This window comes from Arthrobacter sp. Helios (genome assembly GCF_023167125.1).
Classification (GTDB): domain Bacteria; phylum Actinomycetota; class Actinomycetes; order Actinomycetales; family Micrococcaceae; genus Arthrobacter_B; species Arthrobacter_B luteolus.
Genome location: NZ_CP095402.1, coordinates 1,159,322 through 1,175,105, shown reverse-complemented (window position 1 = coordinate 1,175,105; position 15,784 = coordinate 1,159,322). Strand labels below are relative to the sequence as shown.

The window sequence follows — 15,784 nt, the reverse complement described above, 5'->3', positions numbered from 1 at the left end:
CAGTACTGCACGGCGGCTAGATAGTCGCCGTATCGATCACGAAGCGGTAGCGCACGTCAGACTTCAGGACACGCTCGTAGGCTGTGTTGATTTCCTTAGCGTCGATCAGTTCGATCTCCGGTGCAATATTGTGCTCGGCGCAGAAGTCCAGCATTTCCTGGGTCTCGCCAATGCTGCCGATGCCCGACGCCGCGAAGGAGCGGCGGTTGCGCATCAGGCCGAAGACAGAAACAGGCAGCGCCTCGGGCGGTGCACCCACGTTGACCATGGTGCCGTCGAGACGGAGCAGGTTCAGGTAGGACTGCAGGTCCACCGGAGCGCTGACGGTGTTGATGATCAGGTCGAAGCTGTTGGCCAGCTTCTCGAAGGTGGCAGCGTCGCTGGTGGCGTAGTAGTGCTCGGCACCGAAACGCAGGCCGTCCTCCTCCTTGTTCAGCGTCTGGGACAGGACGGTCACTTCAGCACCCATGGCCGCGGCGATCTTGACGGCCATGTGGCCGAGTCCGCCCATACCCACGACGGCGACCTGCTTGCCGGGGCCCGCCTTCCAGTGGGCCAGGGGCGAGTAGGTGGTGATGCCGGCGCACAGCAGCGGAGCGGCGGCTTCGTAGGGGATGCTCTCCGGAACCCGGAGGACAAAGTCATCGTTCACCACCACGGAGGTGGAGTAGCCGCCCTGCGTGATCGTGCCGTCCAGATCCTTGGCGGCGTAGGTGCCGGTGTTGCCCTTGAGGCAGTAATTCTCCATGCCGGCGAGGCAGTTCACACACTCGCGGCAGGAGTTCACCATGCAGCCAACACCCACCCGGTCCCCCACCTTATGGGCGGTGACTTCAGGGCCGACTTCAGCCACGGTGCCCACGATTTCGTGGCCAACCACCTGCGGGTAGGCAATCGGGCCCCACTCACCGCGGACGGTGTGGATGTCAGAGTGGCAGACACCGGCGTAGGCGATGTCGATGAGCACGTCGTGCGGGCCGACGGCGCGGCGTTCAATGGTGGTGGGGACCAGGGGGTCCGTGGCGGAGGTGGCAGCGTAGGCGCGTGCGGTGGTCATGAATTCTCCGAAACTGTGGGGTCTGTGTAACAACTTCCGTAGTAGACGCTACTGGGTCCGGTCCCCTTCGCCGAGGCAATGTCAGTGCTCCCGGGAGTGCCCGCTTGATGGGGTCATTAGTAATGACCCCATCAGCGCCGCGTACAGTCGGATGCATGAACAACCGAACCGAGATGCGCGAGTTCCTTGCGTCCCGCCGGGCGAAAATCCGGCCGGGGGATGTTGGCCTGCCGGTAGGCACCAACCGCCGCGTTCCCGGTCTGCGCCGTGAGGAACTTGCTGCCCTGGCAGGTGTCAGCGTGAGCTGGTACATCCGTCTCGAGCGCGGGGACGCCGTCGGCGCCTCCGACGCGGTCCTGAACGCGATCGCCCGCACCCTCAAGCTCGACGACGTCGAGCGCCGGCATCTCTACGACCTGAGCCGAGGTTCGAACGGCGGTGCGCCGAAGCCTGCGCGGCGGCGGCAGTCCTCCCCCGCCGTCCGGAGCACGCTCCAGCTGGTCCTGGACCAGATGACCACGCTGCCGGCGGTCATCCAGAATGACCGCACCGACATCCTCGCCCTGAATGATCCTGCGCGGGCGCTGTACGCCGGGCTGATCAACGGCACCGGCGGGCCCTGGAACCATGCCCGATACATTCATCTGGATCCGGGATCCCAGCAGTTCTACCGCGACTGGAACGAGATAGCTGACTACAGTGCGGCCATGCTGCACGTCTCGGCCGGACGCAATCCGTACGACCGGGAACTGTCCAACCTGATCGGCGAGCTCGCCACCCAGTCCGAGGACTTCCGGGTGCGGTGGGCCAAGCACAACCTGCACGAGCATCAGTCCGGGGTGAAAAAGGTCCACCATCACGACGTCGGGGACATGGACCTGATTTATGAGACCCTGTCCGTGCAGGGCAACCCGGCCCTGGCGATGTTTATCTACACCGCCGAACCGGGCAGCCCTTCCGCTGAGGCACTGCAGCGCCTGTCTGCATCAGTGCCGGCGGCTGTACCCCAGGGCTAACCCGGCAGCACTTCACGGGCTTCACTTCCCTGGGCTTCACTTCCCTGGGCTTCACGTCCCTGGGCTTCACTTCCCTGGGCTTCACTTCACTGAGCGTCGCGTTGCTCGTTTTTGGGGAGCGTTTCCCGGACCAACTGATAGGAACCTTCCACCAGATCCTTGACCAGGTCCTGGGTGATCCCCTCGCCGGCGCCGACGCTCACCCAGTGCTCCTTGTCCAGATAACGGCCACGGGTGATCGACGCGTACTCGCGCCGCAGGGAGTGCCCGCGGTCGGGTTCGGCCTTAACGGTGATGATTAGCTCGTCCGGATCGTCGGTGACGATCAGGAACACTTTGCTGCCGACCTTGTACACGTCCAGGGCCTTTGTGAAGGGGCGCCCGTTCGACACCAGGGGCAGAGAGTCTGCCGCTCTCCGGGCGGTCCGCTGCAGCTGTTCACCGTCCAGCCTCACGCAGTCTCCGTCCGTGGTTTACCGAAGCTGTCAGGGTCGACGGGCCGCTCCGCGCGCGGCAGTCCCGCCACAACCAGCCGGTACGACTCCATGACCAGCTCCCGGACCATGTCCCCATCCAGGGTCTCGCTGTCCACAGGCTCGCCGCCGCTCTTGCCTTGGTTGTCGGCGTCGTGGGTGCCGGGAATTCCTCGGCCGCCTCGCGTGCAGCGTCCTGCAGCTCCTGTCCCTCCACGGCGCCCCTAACGGACCGGGTAGCCCGCGTCTGCGATGGCCTTCTTGACGTCAGCGATGGCGTTGTCCGGCCCGAAGTGGAAGATCGACGCGGCCAGGACGGCGTCCGCACCGGCAGCGATGGCCGGCGGGAAGTGCTCCGGCACGCCGGCTCCCCCGGAGGCGATCAGCGGCACGTGCACCGCGGCGCGGACGGCGCGGATCATTTCCAGGTCGAACCCGTCACGGGTGCCGTCGGCGTCGATCGAGTTCAGCAGGATCTCCCCCACACCCCGGTCAGCGGCTTCTTTTGCCCATTCAACGGCGTCGATCCCGGTGCCCTTGCGGCCGCCGTGGGTGGTGATTTCGAAGCCCGACGGCGTGGATCCGTCGTGGATGCGCCGGGCATCCACGGAGAGCACCAGCACCTGGGATCCGAAATGCCGGGTGATTTCATCAATGACGTCCGGGCGGGCGACGGCGGCGGAGTTGATCGAGGCTTTGTCCGCGCCGGAGCGCAGCAGCCGGTCGACGTCCTCAATGGTGCGGACACCGCCGCCCACGGTCAGCGGGATGAAGACTTCCTCCGCGGTACGGGAGACGACGTCGAACACGGTTTCGCGGGCACCGGAGGACGCGGTGACATCGAGGAACGTGAGTTCATCGGCTCCAGCCCGGTCGTAGCGGTGGGCCAGTTCGACTGGATCACCGGCGTCCCGCAGGCCTTCGAAGTTGATGCCTTTGACCACGCGGCCGGCGTCAACGTCCAAGCAGGGGATGACGCGAATGGCAACACTCATGTCAGCTCTTCCCTAGATCCGGCAGGCGTGGATGGTGCTGACCAGGATGGCGCGGGCGCCGAGATCGTACAGCTCATCCATGATGCGGTTGGTGTCGGACTTCTTGATCATGGAGCGCACAGCCACCCAGTCCGAGTCCCGCAGCGGGGAGACGGTCGGGGATTCCAGGCCAGGAGTCAGCCCGGCGGCTGCTTCGACCAGTTCCTTGCGGACGTCGTAGTCCATCATCACGTACTGGCGGGCCACCAGGACACCCTTGAGCCGGCGCTTGAGCACGTCGAGCCCGGCCGGGTTGGCGCCTTTGCGGCCGATCATCACAGCCTCGGACTTCAGGATCGGTTCCCCGAAGATCTCCATGCCGGCGGCGCGGAGAGTGGTTCCGGTTTCGACGACGTCGGCAATCGCGTCAGCGACGCCAAGGCGCACGGAGGATTCGACGGCACCGTCGAGGCGGACCACGGACGCATCCACGCCGTGTCCGGCGAGGTAGTCGCGCAGCAGGCCGTCGTAGCTGGTGGCGACGCGCTTGCCATTCAGTTCGGCCATCGAGGAGAAGTCCCCAACCGGCCCGGCGAAGCGGAAGGTTGAGGCGCCGAAGCCGAGGCTCATCAGCTCTTCGGCGTCCACCTGGGCGTCCAGGAACAGGTCGCGGCCGGTGAGTCCGACGTCGAGCGTTCCGGAGCCGACATAAACCGCAATGTCGCGGGGGCGGAGGAAGAAGAACTCGATGTCATTGTCGGGATCAACCATCACCAGTTCGCGGCTGTCGCGGCGCTGGCGGTATCCGGCTTCGGAGAGCATGGCGGAAGCGGATTCGGACAGGGCACCCTTGTTGGGCACGGCTACACGGAGCATTTAATTGTTTCTTTCGCTGGAAGTCAGATGGGAGCTGGGCCTGCCGGCGGGCCACACGCTGCCTGAGCGGAACTCAGGGCAGCACGTGGCTAGAGATGCTTGTAAATGTCCTGCAGGGTGAGGCCTTTGGCCAGCATCAGCACCTGCAGGTGGTAGAGCAGCTGCGAGATTTCCTCAGCGGCGGCTTCATCCGACTCGTACTCGGCGGCCATCCAGACTTCGGCGGCTTCTTCGACAACCTTCTTGCCGATGCCGTGCACGCCGGACTCCAGTTCGGCGACGGTGCGAGACCCGGCAGGCCGGGTCGCCGCCTTCTCACTGAGTTCGGCAAATAGCTCTTCGAAGGTTTTCACAGATCAAGGGTACGCTCTGGCGCGGGTCGGCGCGGAATTGGGTGTGGGTGTGACAAGCAAAATGGCACTCGGCCTAGTTTGCAACGGCGCCCCATCCCTCAGCCTGATTTGCTGTACTCATGCTGTGAAAATCTTCGACCACGTAACATGCCATGAGCAATGCGGTGCCCCCAAGTCCCGCGACTTAGACTTGCCGGACATTTTGTATGGGGGGAAGAATGGAACCACTTACTATCGGCCTAGGCAGTGTAGCGGTGCGTTGGATCGCACGACTCTGGACTGGCGATACGGTCGCTGAAGGTGTCGCAGACGATGCTCTCAATATACTTGGGGGACACATAGCACCGGCACTACAGCAACGTGCCCTGCGGCGCCAGCTGGAAGCCATGAGCGACAACATCGCTGGACGACTTGAACCCTTTGTGTCCGCTGAAATCCGAGGCATAGACTCAGGCGAGCGTGAAGCTGCCACAATCGCCGCTCAGCGAAGCTTGGAACAGGCCCAAGCGATGAATGGAGACGTGCTAATCGGCAGCAATCTAGATGCTGCCCTGCTCTCCAAACACGTCCGGCTGGCTGACCCTAAAGCCGTCGAACGTGCGGGGCTAGGCGAGGCTGGCGCGCAACTATATGACACCCTAATTACCGAGTGCACTAGCTATATCGTCTCGATCCGACAACAACTACCAGGTTACAAAACGGCTGAAGCCAAGGCGATACTTAACCGAACTTCGGCCCTCATCGACATCACTAACCAAATCCTTGACAGACTCCCCTCATCCGCCGTACCGGCCGAATGGGGACCAGGCTCTGAGGATCAGCGCTTTAGCAACAAATACCGAAAAGCTGTTGCCGAATTCAGTACACACCTGCAACTTTATGGCGTCACCTCAATGACTGCCAAGTCACGCTACCCCCTATCCGTGGCCTATATTTCCTTGTCTGTCGATGTCAGTCCTAGTTCCGAGTCGCCGCAGACGACAGTGAAGAATGACGACGAGGAGTGGGGGGTCGACGCTAGCATTTCTGATAATGCTGGTGGCAGTCTCAGAATTGATGCTCTTTTGCAGGGGACTGATTATCTGCTATTGACCGGCAATGCTGGGAGTGGCAAGACAACGCTTGTGCAGTGGCTTGCATCGTCAGCTATTGAAGGCAACTCAAGTCCGAATCCCGACAAACCCGACTGGCGAGGCCGCATCCCCTTCATTATTCCACTAAGGCGCTACGTTGCTGACCCTCTCCCTAACCCACAGGATTTCGTCGGCACAATTGCACCCCTTTTGACAGGAGCTATGCCTCAGTCCTGGGTACACCGAGTTTTGGCATCCGGGCGGGGAATGCTGTTGATAGACGGACTGGATGAGCTTCCGGTCGAGCGCCGGGACGAAGTTCGCGAGTGGGTTCTCAGCCTGATTGACACTTTCCCCGCTTCCAAGGTTCTGGTAACTTCCCGCACCACGGCTATCACTCGGGGTTGGAGCGAGGCACACCGGTTCCGCAAGGCGAACCTTGCACCGATGGAACTGCCCGATATTCGGTCATTCATTCACCACTGGCACGACGCTGCGTCATCGGCCTCCTTCGCAGCCACCTCCGGAGATATTGAAGCTGCTCGAAAGTCCTTACTGTCTATCGTTAGAGATCGTCCAGCGATTCAGTCGCTCTGCACCTCACCGCTTTTGTGCGCTCTAGTCTGCGCGCTCCACCTTGAGAGCGGATCCAATCTTCCCAACAACCGAATGGATGTTTATAAAACAGCCCTAGAAATGTTGGTGATACGTCGAGATACGGATCGCAAAGTAGATCACATAAATGACGCTGAATTAGGTTATCGAGAGCGCGAAATCTTGTTACGCTCATTCGCTCTTTGGATGCACGAGAACGGTGCATCTGACACAACTACTGAAGATTATTACCGTAAAATTGAAAAGCAGCTACGAGCCCTATACCGGGTCAAAGCCGAGAGTAACGAAGTTGGCCGCTACCTGCTTGAGAGGAGCGGTGTACTCCGTGAGCCGGTTCCTGGGCGAGTAGACTTTGTCCACAGAACATTTCTAGAGTATCTAGCCGCTGCGGCCATCATTGACGACGATTCAGTTGACCGATTGGTGCTAGCGGCAGATGAAGACCACTGGCGTGAAGTCATCATAATGGCCGCTGGTCACGCAAATTCGCAACAAAGAATTGAACTTCTAAACGGCCTCCTAAGTAGAGGAGACAGCGAACAGGAGCTGAGACCACGCCTCTATATGCTTGCGGTTGCCTGCATGGAGACCTCACCCGATCTGCCGGCAGACCTAGTAGACCGTTTGCAGACTGCTTTGGCCGCCGTACTTCCCCCGACGAACATGACTGAGGCTGCCGCCGTAGCATCGGCAGGGACTCTAGCCGTAAACATGTTGAGATCCACCAAGCAGCATGCCACCACAGCGGCAGCATGCGTACGTGCTCTTACCCACATAGGAGGTGATGAGGCACTTGCCATGCTGGCCACCTATGGCAAGGACTCGAGAATAACGGTCACACGTCAACTGATTCGGGGATGGTCAGCATTCGAAGCGGACAAGTACGCCGAACAAGTGCTGCGTGAATCCCCGCTAGTCAACGGCGAAATAGTAATTAACGATCCCGACCAAATAGCACAATTGCCTACACTAAAGCACGCTTCTAGTGTTTCGATTCAACTGGCGAATGGAATGCCAAACTTATTAGATATTCCATCTGGCCACCCCGGGATACACACACTTGAATTATCGCAGCCCTCTCTAGGCTCCGTCAGACAAATCCCCGATATTCCCAACCTTCGTCGTCTCCGCTTGCATAGAGGAACCATGTCGAACTTAGAAGGTGTAGAGCGCTACAAGCAACTTCTGGCTTTGGCGATAACTCAAGCTGAGCATCTTAAGGATATATCTGCAACGAACTCACTGACAAACTTGAAGGTGTTAGACATCATCGGAAGCCCATTGTCCAGTTTGGACAGTTTGGACAGGAGAGAATCTCTCAAAAGGGTCAACCTAGTGGGATTCGGAGGATTGACACGTATTCGATTCCCGGTTCAAACGGAGATTTTGCTAGTAAACTTTGCACCGGCCTTGTACGATCTTTCGGGCATAAAAGCGTCTAGCGAGCTGAGATATCTTGGATTGTATGCACATAGTGATGATGTAGAAAGACTTGCCCTCCCGGCCTCGCTCGAACATCTCAGGCTCGACGCAGAAGCTTGTTCCGGTTTGAAGATGATCTCTGGCGGTGCGGCGATTGAAACACTTGACGTTCAAGAAGAACTAGGGGGTCCGCTGATTGAATGGATCGAATCGTTGTCCTCACTTCACACCTTTAGGTGGGTGTCTCCGGTCCCACGAAGAGGGGAAATCTCGATAATCCCGACTATAGAAACACTCTTCGCGGGGCCTTCCTTACGGGAGTTGGTTCTGTTCACGACTGGTGAGCCACCCAGTGTACCCGGGCTTGAAATGACACAGGATGGTTTTGCTTTCACCTATAGCCGTCTATCGTAGGGCCCCGTTTTGCCGTAAATAATGTCCGGGCCCAATTTTTTTGTTTCCCCACGTGATGGATTTATTGGGACTCTCCGACTCGCCAACAGGTGGAACGCTATCTTGCCGCCGAGCAGACCTCGACCGTAGCGGCAGTTGGCTAGTGCGAGGTCTCGCTGCCGATAGGCCCACAACTTTTCCGCGACGGTACTGAACCAGTGACCGTTATTCTCCCCAACGTCCGCCCCTGGGGCGAAGCAGCATCAAATGTGACGCTTGAGGATGGGGTGATCGCTGCCCTGACGCCCGCCACATCGGACGCCGTAATCCCTGGTGAAGCCACACCAGCAGGCGCCGGCGTCGTCGAAGGCAACGGCCGGATCCTGCTGCCCTCTTTCTCCGACGTGCACGTGCACCTGGACTCCAACCGGATCGGCCTGCCGTTCCGCCCGCACACGGGGGCCCCTGGGGTGTGGGGCATGATGCTGAATGACAGGCAGAACTGGCGCAACGCCGAGGCTTCCGTTGCCGACCGGGCCACGGCCTGCCTCGGGGCCATGATTGAACGCGGCACCACCCGGGTCCGGACCTACGCGCAGGTGGACGTCGACGCCGGCCTGGAGCGGTTCGAGGGTGTCCTCGCCGCCCGCGAAGCGCACCGGAACCGGGCCGACGTCGAGGTCATCGCGTTTCCGCAGGCGGGGCTGCTCCGTGAAGCCGGCAGCGCCGAGGTGCTGGAGGAGGCCCTGAAGCTGGGCGCCGACGTCGTTGGCGGCATCGACCCGTGCTCCCTTGACCGGGATCCTGTGCGGCACCTGGACATCGTTTTTGGCCTCGCCGAGAAGTACAGCGTTCCCGTGGACATCCACCTGCATGAGCCCGATCAGCTGGGCCTGTTCAGTGCCCAGCTGATCCTGGAACGCACCAAGGCACTGGGCATGCAGGGACTGGTGACCATTTCCCACGGCTACGGGCTGGCGGACCTGCCCGCCGGTCAGCTGCAGGAACTCATCGAAGAGTTCGCCGCATTGGACATCTCCCTGGCCACCATCGCTCCGGCCGGCCAGCCGCTTCCGCTGCAGCAGCTCGCAGCGGCCGGGGTACGGGTTGGGTTGGGCCAGGACGGCCAGCGTGACTACTGGTCCCCCTACGGGAACGCGGACATGCTGGACCGGACCTGGCAGCTGGCTTTCACCAGCAGGTTCCGGGCCGAGAGCACTGCTGTCCTCCGTCGCCGACCGCACACGGGCACGTCATGGTGGTTTTCGACTACGTCCATGTGGGCTACCGGCGGACCGGAGATATCGCCTTGGGTCAGGATCGTTCTTCCGGCCAGCTCCAGACGGGCACTTCGGTGGGCATGAAGACCTCTTTGGGGTCAGGTGTGTGAAGAAACCACCAAATCAAAGAGGCCTTCGCCCAATTCACGTGTAACTAACGTGGTGTCTCAGCTACCCCTAGTGCCGTGACGACGGCGGTGATCAGCTCCGCCGGAACAGTCCGGGCGGAACCGTCGAAGCCCACAAGCCGGCGGCAGCCGTCGAGCTCGAGCGTCAGCGGTGCGCCGGCGCCGCGGCCCTGGGCCACCGGCCAAAGCGCCGCAAACCCGGTCGCCGGCTCGCCGCATTCAGCACCCGACGGCTCAGCGGCCGCCGTCTGCAAAAGAGCGTCCTTGGACGGGCCCGTGAGGTTTCCTCCTCCGGAGAAGGTTCCCGAAACGCTCTCAATAAGGTCAAAGGGCTGTTCCGGCTGCGGACTGCCGGGAAGCCCAGCCGAGGTGCCCGGTCTTGGCTGCGTGCTCGGCGCGGGTGCCGTCCGGTAGTGGCAGATCCGCAAGGTATCGATGTCCTCAGCGCTGGGCAGGACCCCCGGTGAGGCAGGCACGGTCTCGCCGCCACTCTTAGCTGCATCCTCGACGTCCGTCATGATCGGTGCGAGGGCCGTTGCCCCTGGCCATGTGCTCAAACTCCACTCCTCGGGGCAGCCGGCGTCCAGGGCGGCCCTGGACTGGATCAACGCCGTCTTGTGCTGGCTCACCTCGACCACGTCCATCTCTGCCAGGACGCCGTGCACGCCGGGTTTGGTCTTGCCGCAGGAGTCCGTGGGCCAGGCAGCGCGCATGGCCTTTCCATCTGCCGCCAGCAGCCAGAGATCGGGGACCAGTTCCATGTCGGCGGTGCAGACCTGATTCCATCCGGGTCCGTCGCTGGGTTCTGTCAGGGCCGCAACCAGTGCGTCCAGGTCTCCGGCGAGACGCTCCTGCGTGACCGCACGCCACAGCCCGTCCTGATCCTCGATGGTTTCCAGCGCGGCACCACAGCGGATGACTTCGACCGGCACAAAGCCCTCGGGCACCGATCCGGCGGCCGGCGGCGGTGCTGCCGCCGGCGTCGTCGGCTGGGCCTCTGAATCGAAGATGTGCTCCATGCTGGTGCAGTCGACCGCATCGGCAAGCTCGGCCACGGGCCGGGGCCCTGCAGGGTTTCCGAGCTGCTGCCCACACCCGGCCAAAACGCACATCAGCAGCAGAACCGCCGCAGCTGAGGTGCTGCCCCCCACCGCCCCTCCTCGCCAACGCATCCGCTTCAATGCCCCCAGCTCCCCTCAGTCGGTGCCTTAGCGTAGCAAGACTGCCCGGCGGATCCCCGATGTCGAGATTCGGCCCACGGCTGCGTCTTAGAAGTGAATGCGGCCACAATGGCTGTGTTGCAGGAGACCCAGTGTTGAACCACACAAGGAGAGCATTATGGCTAAGTATCTGTTGCTCAAGCACTACCGCGGCGCCCCGGCACCCCTGAACGATGTGCCGATGGATCAGTGGACACCGGAGGAAGTGTCCGCCCACATGCAGTTCATGCAGGATTTCGCAGACAGGCTGCAGGCCAGCGGTGAGTACATCGACGGACAGGCGGTGTCCCCTGAAGGGACCTTTGTTCGGTACGACGGCGAGGGGCGGCCCCCGGTGACCGACGGCCCGTTCGCGGAAACCAAGGACCTGATTGCCGGCTGGATGGTGATCGACGTCGACAGTTATGACCGTGCCGTCGAACTGGCCGGTGACCTCTCGGCCGCCCCGGCCGCCGGCGGCAAGCCGCTGCGCGAATGGATCGAGCTGCGCCCCTTTATGGGTTCCCCCATCACCATCTCGGAGTAAACCGCCAGTGGAGGAAAGCCAGGTCCGCACGCTCACCCCGCAGGTGATCGCTGTGCTCGTCCGCCGCTGGATCAGCTGGGCTGGCTGATCCGCCAAGCAGCGCGCCTGAATTCCGCCGCACGGACTACCCGGGAGGCATCGTCGTAGGAGTCGAGGTTACGGGGGGGCGGTCCTTTCGCAGCAAGCAGCCCTTTGATGGGAGAATGCAGCGCACGCTCTGACTTTTCGTCGACAGGACTGAACCAGTGACCGTTTTTCTTCGCAACGTACGACCCTGGGGCGAAGCAGCCTCCGATGTGACACTCGAGGACGGTGTGATCGCCTCAGTCAGGCCCGTCAGTGCGGACACCGCAGTCGCGGATCAAGCCCCTCCGGGCGCCGGCGTCGTCGAAGGCAACGGCCGGATCCTGCTGCCCTCCTTCTCCGACGTGCACGTACACCTGGACTCCAACCGGATCGGCCTGCCGTTCCGCCCGCACACCGGGGCCCCTGGGGTGTGGGGCATGATGCTGAACGACCGGCAGAACTGGCGCGACGCCGAGGCTTCCGTTGCCGACCGGGCCACGGCCTGCCTTGGGGCAATGATTGAACGCGGCACCACCCGGGTCCGGACCTACGCCCAGGTGGACGTCGACGCCGGCCTGGAGCGGTTCGAAGGTGTCCTCGCCGCCCGCGAAACGCACCGGAACCGGGCCGACGTCGAGGTCATCGCGTTTCCGCAGGCGGGGCTGCTCCGTGAAGCAGGCAGCGCCGAGGTGCTGGAGCAAGCCCTCAAACTGGGCGCCGACGTCGTTGGCGGCATCGATCCGTGCTCCCTTGACCGGGATCCTGTGCGGCATCTGGACATCGTTTTCGGGCTCGCCGAGAAGTACAGCGTGCCCGTGGACATTCACCTGCACGAGCCCGATCAGCTGGGCCTGTTCAGTGCCCAGCTGATCCTGGAACGCACCAAGGCACTGGGCATGCAGGGACTGGTGACCATTTCCCACGGCTACGGGCTGGCGGACCTGCCCGCCGGTCAGCTGCAGGAACTCATCGAAGAGTTCGCCGCATTGGACATCTCCCTGGCCACCATCGCTCCGGCCGGCCAGCCGCTTCCGCTGCAGCAGCTCGCAGCGGCCGGGGTACGGGTTGGGTTGGGCCAGGACGGCCAGCGTGACTACTGGTCCCCCTACGGGAACGCGGACATGCTGGACCGGACCTGGCAGCTGGCCTTCACCAGCAGGTTCCGGGCCGACGAGCTCATAGAACACTGCGTCGCCGTGGCCACCATCGGCGGAGCCAGCGTCATCAACCCGCAGGCACAACGGCTGTCCTCCGTCACCGACCGCCCGGGCCTTAGCGTGGGTGATCCTGCCGAGCTGGTACTGGTCGAGGGCGAAACCGTGACCGCTGCCGTCATGGACAGGCTGCCGGGCCGCACCGTTCTTCACCGCGGCCAGGTGGTGGCGGACGGGTTGGAACTGGTCTAACCGCCTCCGCCCGCCGGTCCACTCCCAGGCAGGCACCTGTCCAATCACTGTTTCGGATGCCAGCATGTAGGCATCCCCCGGCGTCGGAAGGACCCCGCACGATGGCAGAAGCCCCCAACATTCCGCCACACCGCGGGCGCCTGCTCGTCGTCGCCATTCTGGCGTCCTTTGTGTCCTTCCTCGACGGCACCATCGTCACGGTGGCGCTGCCTGCCATCAGCGCAGAGCTCGGCGGCGGACTGCCCACCCAGCAGTGGACGGTCAACGCGTACCTGCTCACGCTCGGGGCACTGATCCTCCTGGCGGGCTCACTCTCAGATTCGTACGGCCGGCTGCTGATCCTGAGGCTGGGAATCATCGGATTCGGCGTCGCGTCCCTGGCCTGCGCCCTGGCCTGGAATCCGGAGTTCCTCATCCTGGCCCGGGCCATCCAGGGCATGGCCGCTGCCCTGCTGGTCCCGAGCAGCCTGGCCCTGATTACGACGACGTACCAGGGCCGGGAGCGTGCACGGGCCATCGGACAGTGGACGGCCTGGACCGGTACTGCCGCTATCATCGGGCCGCTGCTGGGCGGTGTCCTCGTTGACTGGGCCAGCTGGCGGCTGATCTTCGGAGTCAATGTGCTGCCGGTAGCCGTGACGCTGCTGCTGATGATCGGCCTGCAGGACAGCCCCCGGCGCAGGGCCGCCCTGGACATTCCCGGAGCGCTCCTCGCGGTGGCCGGGCTCACCGGTTCGGTGTACGCCCTGATCGAGCAGGAGCGGCTCGGCTGGACGCATCCCGCCGTCCTTATTCCCCTGCTCCTCGGTCTGGCTGCGCTCGTGCTTTTCGTGATCCGTGAAGCCCGCACCGAGTACCCGATGATGCCGCTGTCCCTGTTCCGGGCGCGAAACTTCCGTTACGGCAACCTGGTCACCGCTGCCGCCTATGCCGCGCTTTCCCTGGGGACCTTCGCCGTCACCGTGTTTGTGCAGGAGGCGGGCGGTTTCTCCGCGACGCAGGCCGGTTTCGCGGCACTGCCCCTGCCCATCGCCATGCTCCTGCTCTCCACGTATTTTGGAAACCTGGCCGGCAAGTACGGTCCGCGCATCTTCATGACGGCGGGCCCGGCCATCATGGGCGCCGGGTTCCTGCTGATGCTTACGGTCAGCCCCCCGCTGAATTTCTTTACCCAGCTGCTGCCGGGCCTGCTGCTCTTCAGCTTTGGTCTGGCGGTGATGGTCGCGCCGCTGACGGCTGCGGTTCTGGGCGCACTGCGCGAAGAAGAGGCCGGCATCGGCTCGGCCGTCAACAACGCCGTCTCCCGCGTGGCCGGACTAGTCGCCGTCGCGCTGATCGGCACGATTTCCGGCGGCGCCCTGGACTACCCCGGCTTCCAGCAGACGGCGCTGGCAACGGCCGTCCTGTTTTTCCTCGCCGGAATTATCGCCCTGATCGGGATCCGGACGCCCAAACCGGCGGAGTAAGCCCGCTCACTGAATGCCAAATCCGTCACGGCTGGCACGCTCATAGGATTCCCGGACAATTTCCTCCAGCACGCCCAGATCCACCTTTGACAGGTCCTTGAGATACAGGCAGACAACGCCCGTGGTGTGCGCGCCGAGCTGTTCAAGCTGCTCCGCATAGGCCTCGGTTCCGTCGGCGAGGTAGACCGTCGTCGCGGCCTTGCGCGGCGAAAACCCGGCGGCGGGAGCGTCGCCCTCCCGGCCGCTGGCGTATTTGTAGTGGTACGCACCGAATCCGATGATGGATGGCCCCCACATCGCCGGCGACTCCCCGGTAACCCGCGTCATCAACTCAAGCAGGGTGGCCGCATCCCGCCGGCGCACGGCCGGGACCACTGCCTCGAGGTAGGCGCCGACGTCGGCAGCTGACTTCTCCATGCCCCGAGCCTAGCGCGGCGAGAATCTAGGCGCGCGCCTGAACCAGGTTGGCGAACGGCAGCCTGCCGTGGAGCTGGCGGAACTGCTCGTGATAGGCCGCCTGGGCAGCGTTGAGCTCCTCCGGAGGGAGCTCCTTCCAGGCCATCAAAAGCGTCCCGGCACCAGCGAGCTGCCAGATCAGCCGGCCGTCCCAGTGTCCCGGCGGCTTGCCCTGGCCGAAGTCCAGATACTCCTGAATCTGGCGGCGGAGCCCCCGGTTGCCTTTGCTCCCGGGGCCAGCCTTCCCAATGAACAGGACGTCCGCACCCTGAACCCACTCTTCCGCAAGTACTGCCCGGGACACGGAGGGATTCTTCCGCTTGAACGTCCCGGCGGTGCTTTCGGCGAGGAACACCGGCTCGAACCCAGCTGGCCGCAGCACCGCGAAAATCCCCTGCCGCTGCGGAATCCGATTGGTCTCCAGGTCCGCGATGGGGCGGAAACCGGTAAATCCGTCCGCCTGGAGTGATTTCTTGTTCAAGGGAACGCTCAAACCCCGGCCCCGCGCAGCGCAGCCACGGTGTTCACGGCGGCCGCGAACGCCTCGTAACCCTTATCCTCCGACGACCCCTCGAGCCCCGCGCGGTCCAGCGCCTGCTGCTCCGTGTCGCAGGTCAGCACCCCGAACCCAACCGGCGTACCGGTCTGCACGGACACGGAAGTCAGCCCCTGGGTCGCCGAGGAACACACGTAGTCGAAGTGCGGAGTTCCGCCGCGGATGACGACGCCGAGGGCGACGACGGCGTCAACGTGCGGTGCCAGCCGCGCGGCAGCCACCGAAAGCTCGAATGTTCCCGGCACCCGGACCACCCGGGGTCCAAGGCCGGCATCCGCTGCTGCCCGCAGCGCGCCGTCGAGCAATCCGTCCATTACTTCGGTGTGCCAGCTGGCGGCGACGATGGCCACCTTGAAATCCAGGCCCTGTGCCTTGATGCTGCTGACGTCATTATCGGGTGCGCCGTGTCCGCTCATGGTTGTTGTCCT

The 15,784-nt window shown here is 63.1% G+C and carries 16 protein-coding genes; 6 read left to right on the top strand and 10 right to left on the bottom strand.

Annotation, left to right across the window (positions count from 1 at the left end):
* Positions 1-16: 16 nt before the first annotated feature.
* Entirely contained in the window at positions 17-1,057 is a 1,041-nt protein-coding gene (locus ArtHe_RS05210; protein WP_066298278.1) for an NAD(P)-dependent alcohol dehydrogenase, read from the bottom strand.
* Between the two features lie 155 nt (positions 1,058-1,212).
* Between ArtHe_RS05210 and ArtHe_RS05205 the strand changes: the two genes are divergently transcribed.
* The gene (locus ArtHe_RS05205; RefSeq protein ID WP_248319056.1) at positions 1,213-2,073 is read left to right on the top strand and encodes a helix-turn-helix transcriptional regulator; all 861 of its coding nucleotides are present in this window, start codon (positions 1,213-1,215) and stop codon (positions 2,071-2,073) included.
* Positions 2,074-2,159: 86 nt separating this feature from the next.
* On the opposite strand, the gene ArtHe_RS05200 is transcribed toward ArtHe_RS05205, so the two are convergent.
* The 5 genes from ArtHe_RS05200 to ArtHe_RS05180 form a co-directional block, all read right to left on the bottom strand.
* Entirely contained in the window at positions 2,160-2,528 is a 369-nt protein-coding gene (locus ArtHe_RS05200) for an MmcQ/YjbR family DNA-binding protein (RefSeq protein WP_248319055.1), read from the bottom strand.
* Positions 2,525-2,665, bottom strand: a complete 141-nt coding sequence (locus ArtHe_RS05195) for a hypothetical protein (RefSeq protein WP_248319054.1) — start codon at positions 2,663-2,665, stop codon at positions 2,525-2,527. Before ArtHe_RS05195 ends, ArtHe_RS05200 begins: the two co-directional genes overlap by 4 nt.
* A gap of 105 nt (positions 2,666-2,770) precedes the next feature.
* A complete protein-coding gene (hisF, locus tag ArtHe_RS05190; RefSeq protein WP_248319053.1) occupies positions 2,771-3,541 on the bottom strand; it encodes an imidazole glycerol phosphate synthase subunit HisF in 771 nt (256 codons plus the stop codon).
* 12 nt (positions 3,542-3,553) lie between these two features.
* Complete coding sequence (hisG, locus tag ArtHe_RS05185; protein WP_248319052.1) at positions 3,554-4,396, bottom strand: ATP phosphoribosyltransferase; 843 nt, start codon at positions 4,394-4,396, stop codon at positions 3,554-3,556.
* Between the two features lie 89 nt (positions 4,397-4,485).
* Positions 4,486-4,749, bottom strand: coding sequence for a phosphoribosyl-ATP diphosphatase (locus tag ArtHe_RS05180; protein WP_066298286.1), 264 nt, complete (start codon positions 4,747-4,749; stop codon positions 4,486-4,488).
* Between the two features lie 386 nt (positions 4,750-5,135).
* Between ArtHe_RS05180 and ArtHe_RS05175 the strand changes: the two genes are divergently transcribed.
* Complete coding sequence (locus tag ArtHe_RS05175; protein WP_248319051.1) at positions 5,136-8,273, top strand: NACHT domain-containing protein; 3,138 nt, start codon at positions 5,136-5,138, stop codon at positions 8,271-8,273.
* A gap of 197 nt (positions 8,274-8,470) precedes the next feature.
* Positions 8,471-9,616 carry an amidohydrolase family protein gene (locus ArtHe_RS05170; RefSeq protein ID WP_248319050.1) on the top strand — a complete coding sequence of 382 codons (1,146 nt, stop codon included), beginning with the start codon at positions 8,471-8,473 and terminating at the stop codon, positions 9,614-9,616.
* 70 nt (positions 9,617-9,686) lie between these two features.
* Here ArtHe_RS05170 and ArtHe_RS05165 read toward each other — a convergent pair whose 3' ends face one another.
* On the bottom strand, positions 9,687-10,715 hold the full coding sequence (locus ArtHe_RS05165) for a hypothetical protein (RefSeq protein ID WP_248319049.1): 1,029 nt from the start codon (positions 10,713-10,715) through the stop codon (positions 9,687-9,689).
* Between the two features lie 283 nt (positions 10,716-10,998).
* On the opposite strand from ArtHe_RS05165, the gene ArtHe_RS05160 reads away from it, so the two are divergent.
* The 3 genes from ArtHe_RS05160 (at position 10,999) to ArtHe_RS05150 (ending at position 14,344) form a co-directional block, all read left to right on the top strand.
* The gene (locus tag ArtHe_RS05160; protein ID WP_248319048.1) at positions 10,999-11,406 is read left to right on the top strand and encodes a YciI family protein; all 408 of its coding nucleotides are present in this window, start codon (positions 10,999-11,001) and stop codon (positions 11,404-11,406) included.
* A 245-nt stretch (positions 11,407-11,651) separates the two neighbouring features.
* On the top strand, positions 11,652-12,878 hold the full coding sequence (locus ArtHe_RS05155) for an amidohydrolase family protein (protein ID WP_248319047.1): 1,227 nt from the start codon (positions 11,652-11,654) through the stop codon (positions 12,876-12,878).
* 101 nt (positions 12,879-12,979) lie between these two features.
* Positions 12,980-14,344 (top strand): MFS transporter, encoded by a 1,365-nt coding sequence (locus ArtHe_RS05150; protein ID WP_248319046.1) that lies wholly within the window; start codon positions 12,980-12,982, stop codon positions 14,342-14,344.
* 6 nt (positions 14,345-14,350) lie between these two features.
* Here ArtHe_RS05150 and ArtHe_RS05145 read toward each other — a convergent pair whose 3' ends face one another.
* The 3 genes from ArtHe_RS05145 to ribH are packed head-to-tail and all read right to left on the bottom strand — an operon-like array spanning position 14,351 to position 15,772.
* On the bottom strand, positions 14,351-14,761 hold the full coding sequence (locus ArtHe_RS05145) for a DUF1801 domain-containing protein (RefSeq protein ID WP_248319045.1): 411 nt from the start codon (positions 14,759-14,761) through the stop codon (positions 14,351-14,353).
* Between the two features lie 25 nt (positions 14,762-14,786).
* Positions 14,787-15,281, bottom strand: a complete 495-nt coding sequence (locus ArtHe_RS05140) for a hypothetical protein (protein WP_248319044.1) — start codon at positions 15,279-15,281, stop codon at positions 14,787-14,789.
* A gap of 8 nt (positions 15,282-15,289) precedes the next feature.
* On the bottom strand, positions 15,290-15,772 hold the full coding sequence (gene ribH / locus ArtHe_RS05135) for a 6,7-dimethyl-8-ribityllumazine synthase (RefSeq protein WP_248319043.1): 483 nt from the start codon (positions 15,770-15,772) through the stop codon (positions 15,290-15,292).
* Positions 15,773-15,784 lie beyond the last annotated feature (12 nt).

What these genes read in the sequence shown, in the direction of transcription:
- ArtHe_RS05160 (WP_248319048.1), top strand. Translation starts at nt 10,999, where the DNA reads ATGGCTAAGTATCTGTTGCTCAAGCACTACCGCGGCGCCCCGGCACCC.
- hisG (WP_248319052.1), bottom strand. Translation starts at nt 4,396, where the DNA reads ATGCTCCGTGTAGCCGTGCCCAACAAGGGTGCCCTGTCCGAATCCGCT.
- hisF (WP_248319053.1), bottom strand. Translation starts at nt 3,541, where the DNA reads ATGAGTGTTGCCATTCGCGTCATCCCCTGCTTGGACGTTGACGCCGGC.
- ArtHe_RS05205 (WP_248319056.1), top strand. Translation starts at nt 1,213, where the DNA reads ATGAACAACCGAACCGAGATGCGCGAGTTCCTTGCGTCCCGCCGGGCG.
- ArtHe_RS05210 (WP_066298278.1), bottom strand. Translation starts at nt 1,057, where the DNA reads ATGACCACCGCACGCGCCTACGCTGCCACCTCCGCCACGGACCCCCTG.
- ArtHe_RS05175 (WP_248319051.1), top strand. Translation starts at nt 5,136, where the DNA reads ATGAGCGACAACATCGCTGGACGACTTGAACCCTTTGTGTCCGCTGAA.
- ArtHe_RS05145 (WP_248319045.1), bottom strand. Translation starts at nt 14,761, where the DNA reads ATGGAGAAGTCAGCTGCCGACGTCGGCGCCTACCTCGAGGCAGTGGTC.
- ribH (WP_248319043.1), bottom strand. Translation starts at nt 15,772, where the DNA reads ATGAGCGGACACGGCGCACCCGATAATGACGTCAGCAGCATCAAGGCA.
- ArtHe_RS05150 (WP_248319046.1), top strand. Translation starts at nt 12,980, where the DNA reads ATGGCAGAAGCCCCCAACATTCCGCCACACCGCGGGCGCCTGCTCGTC.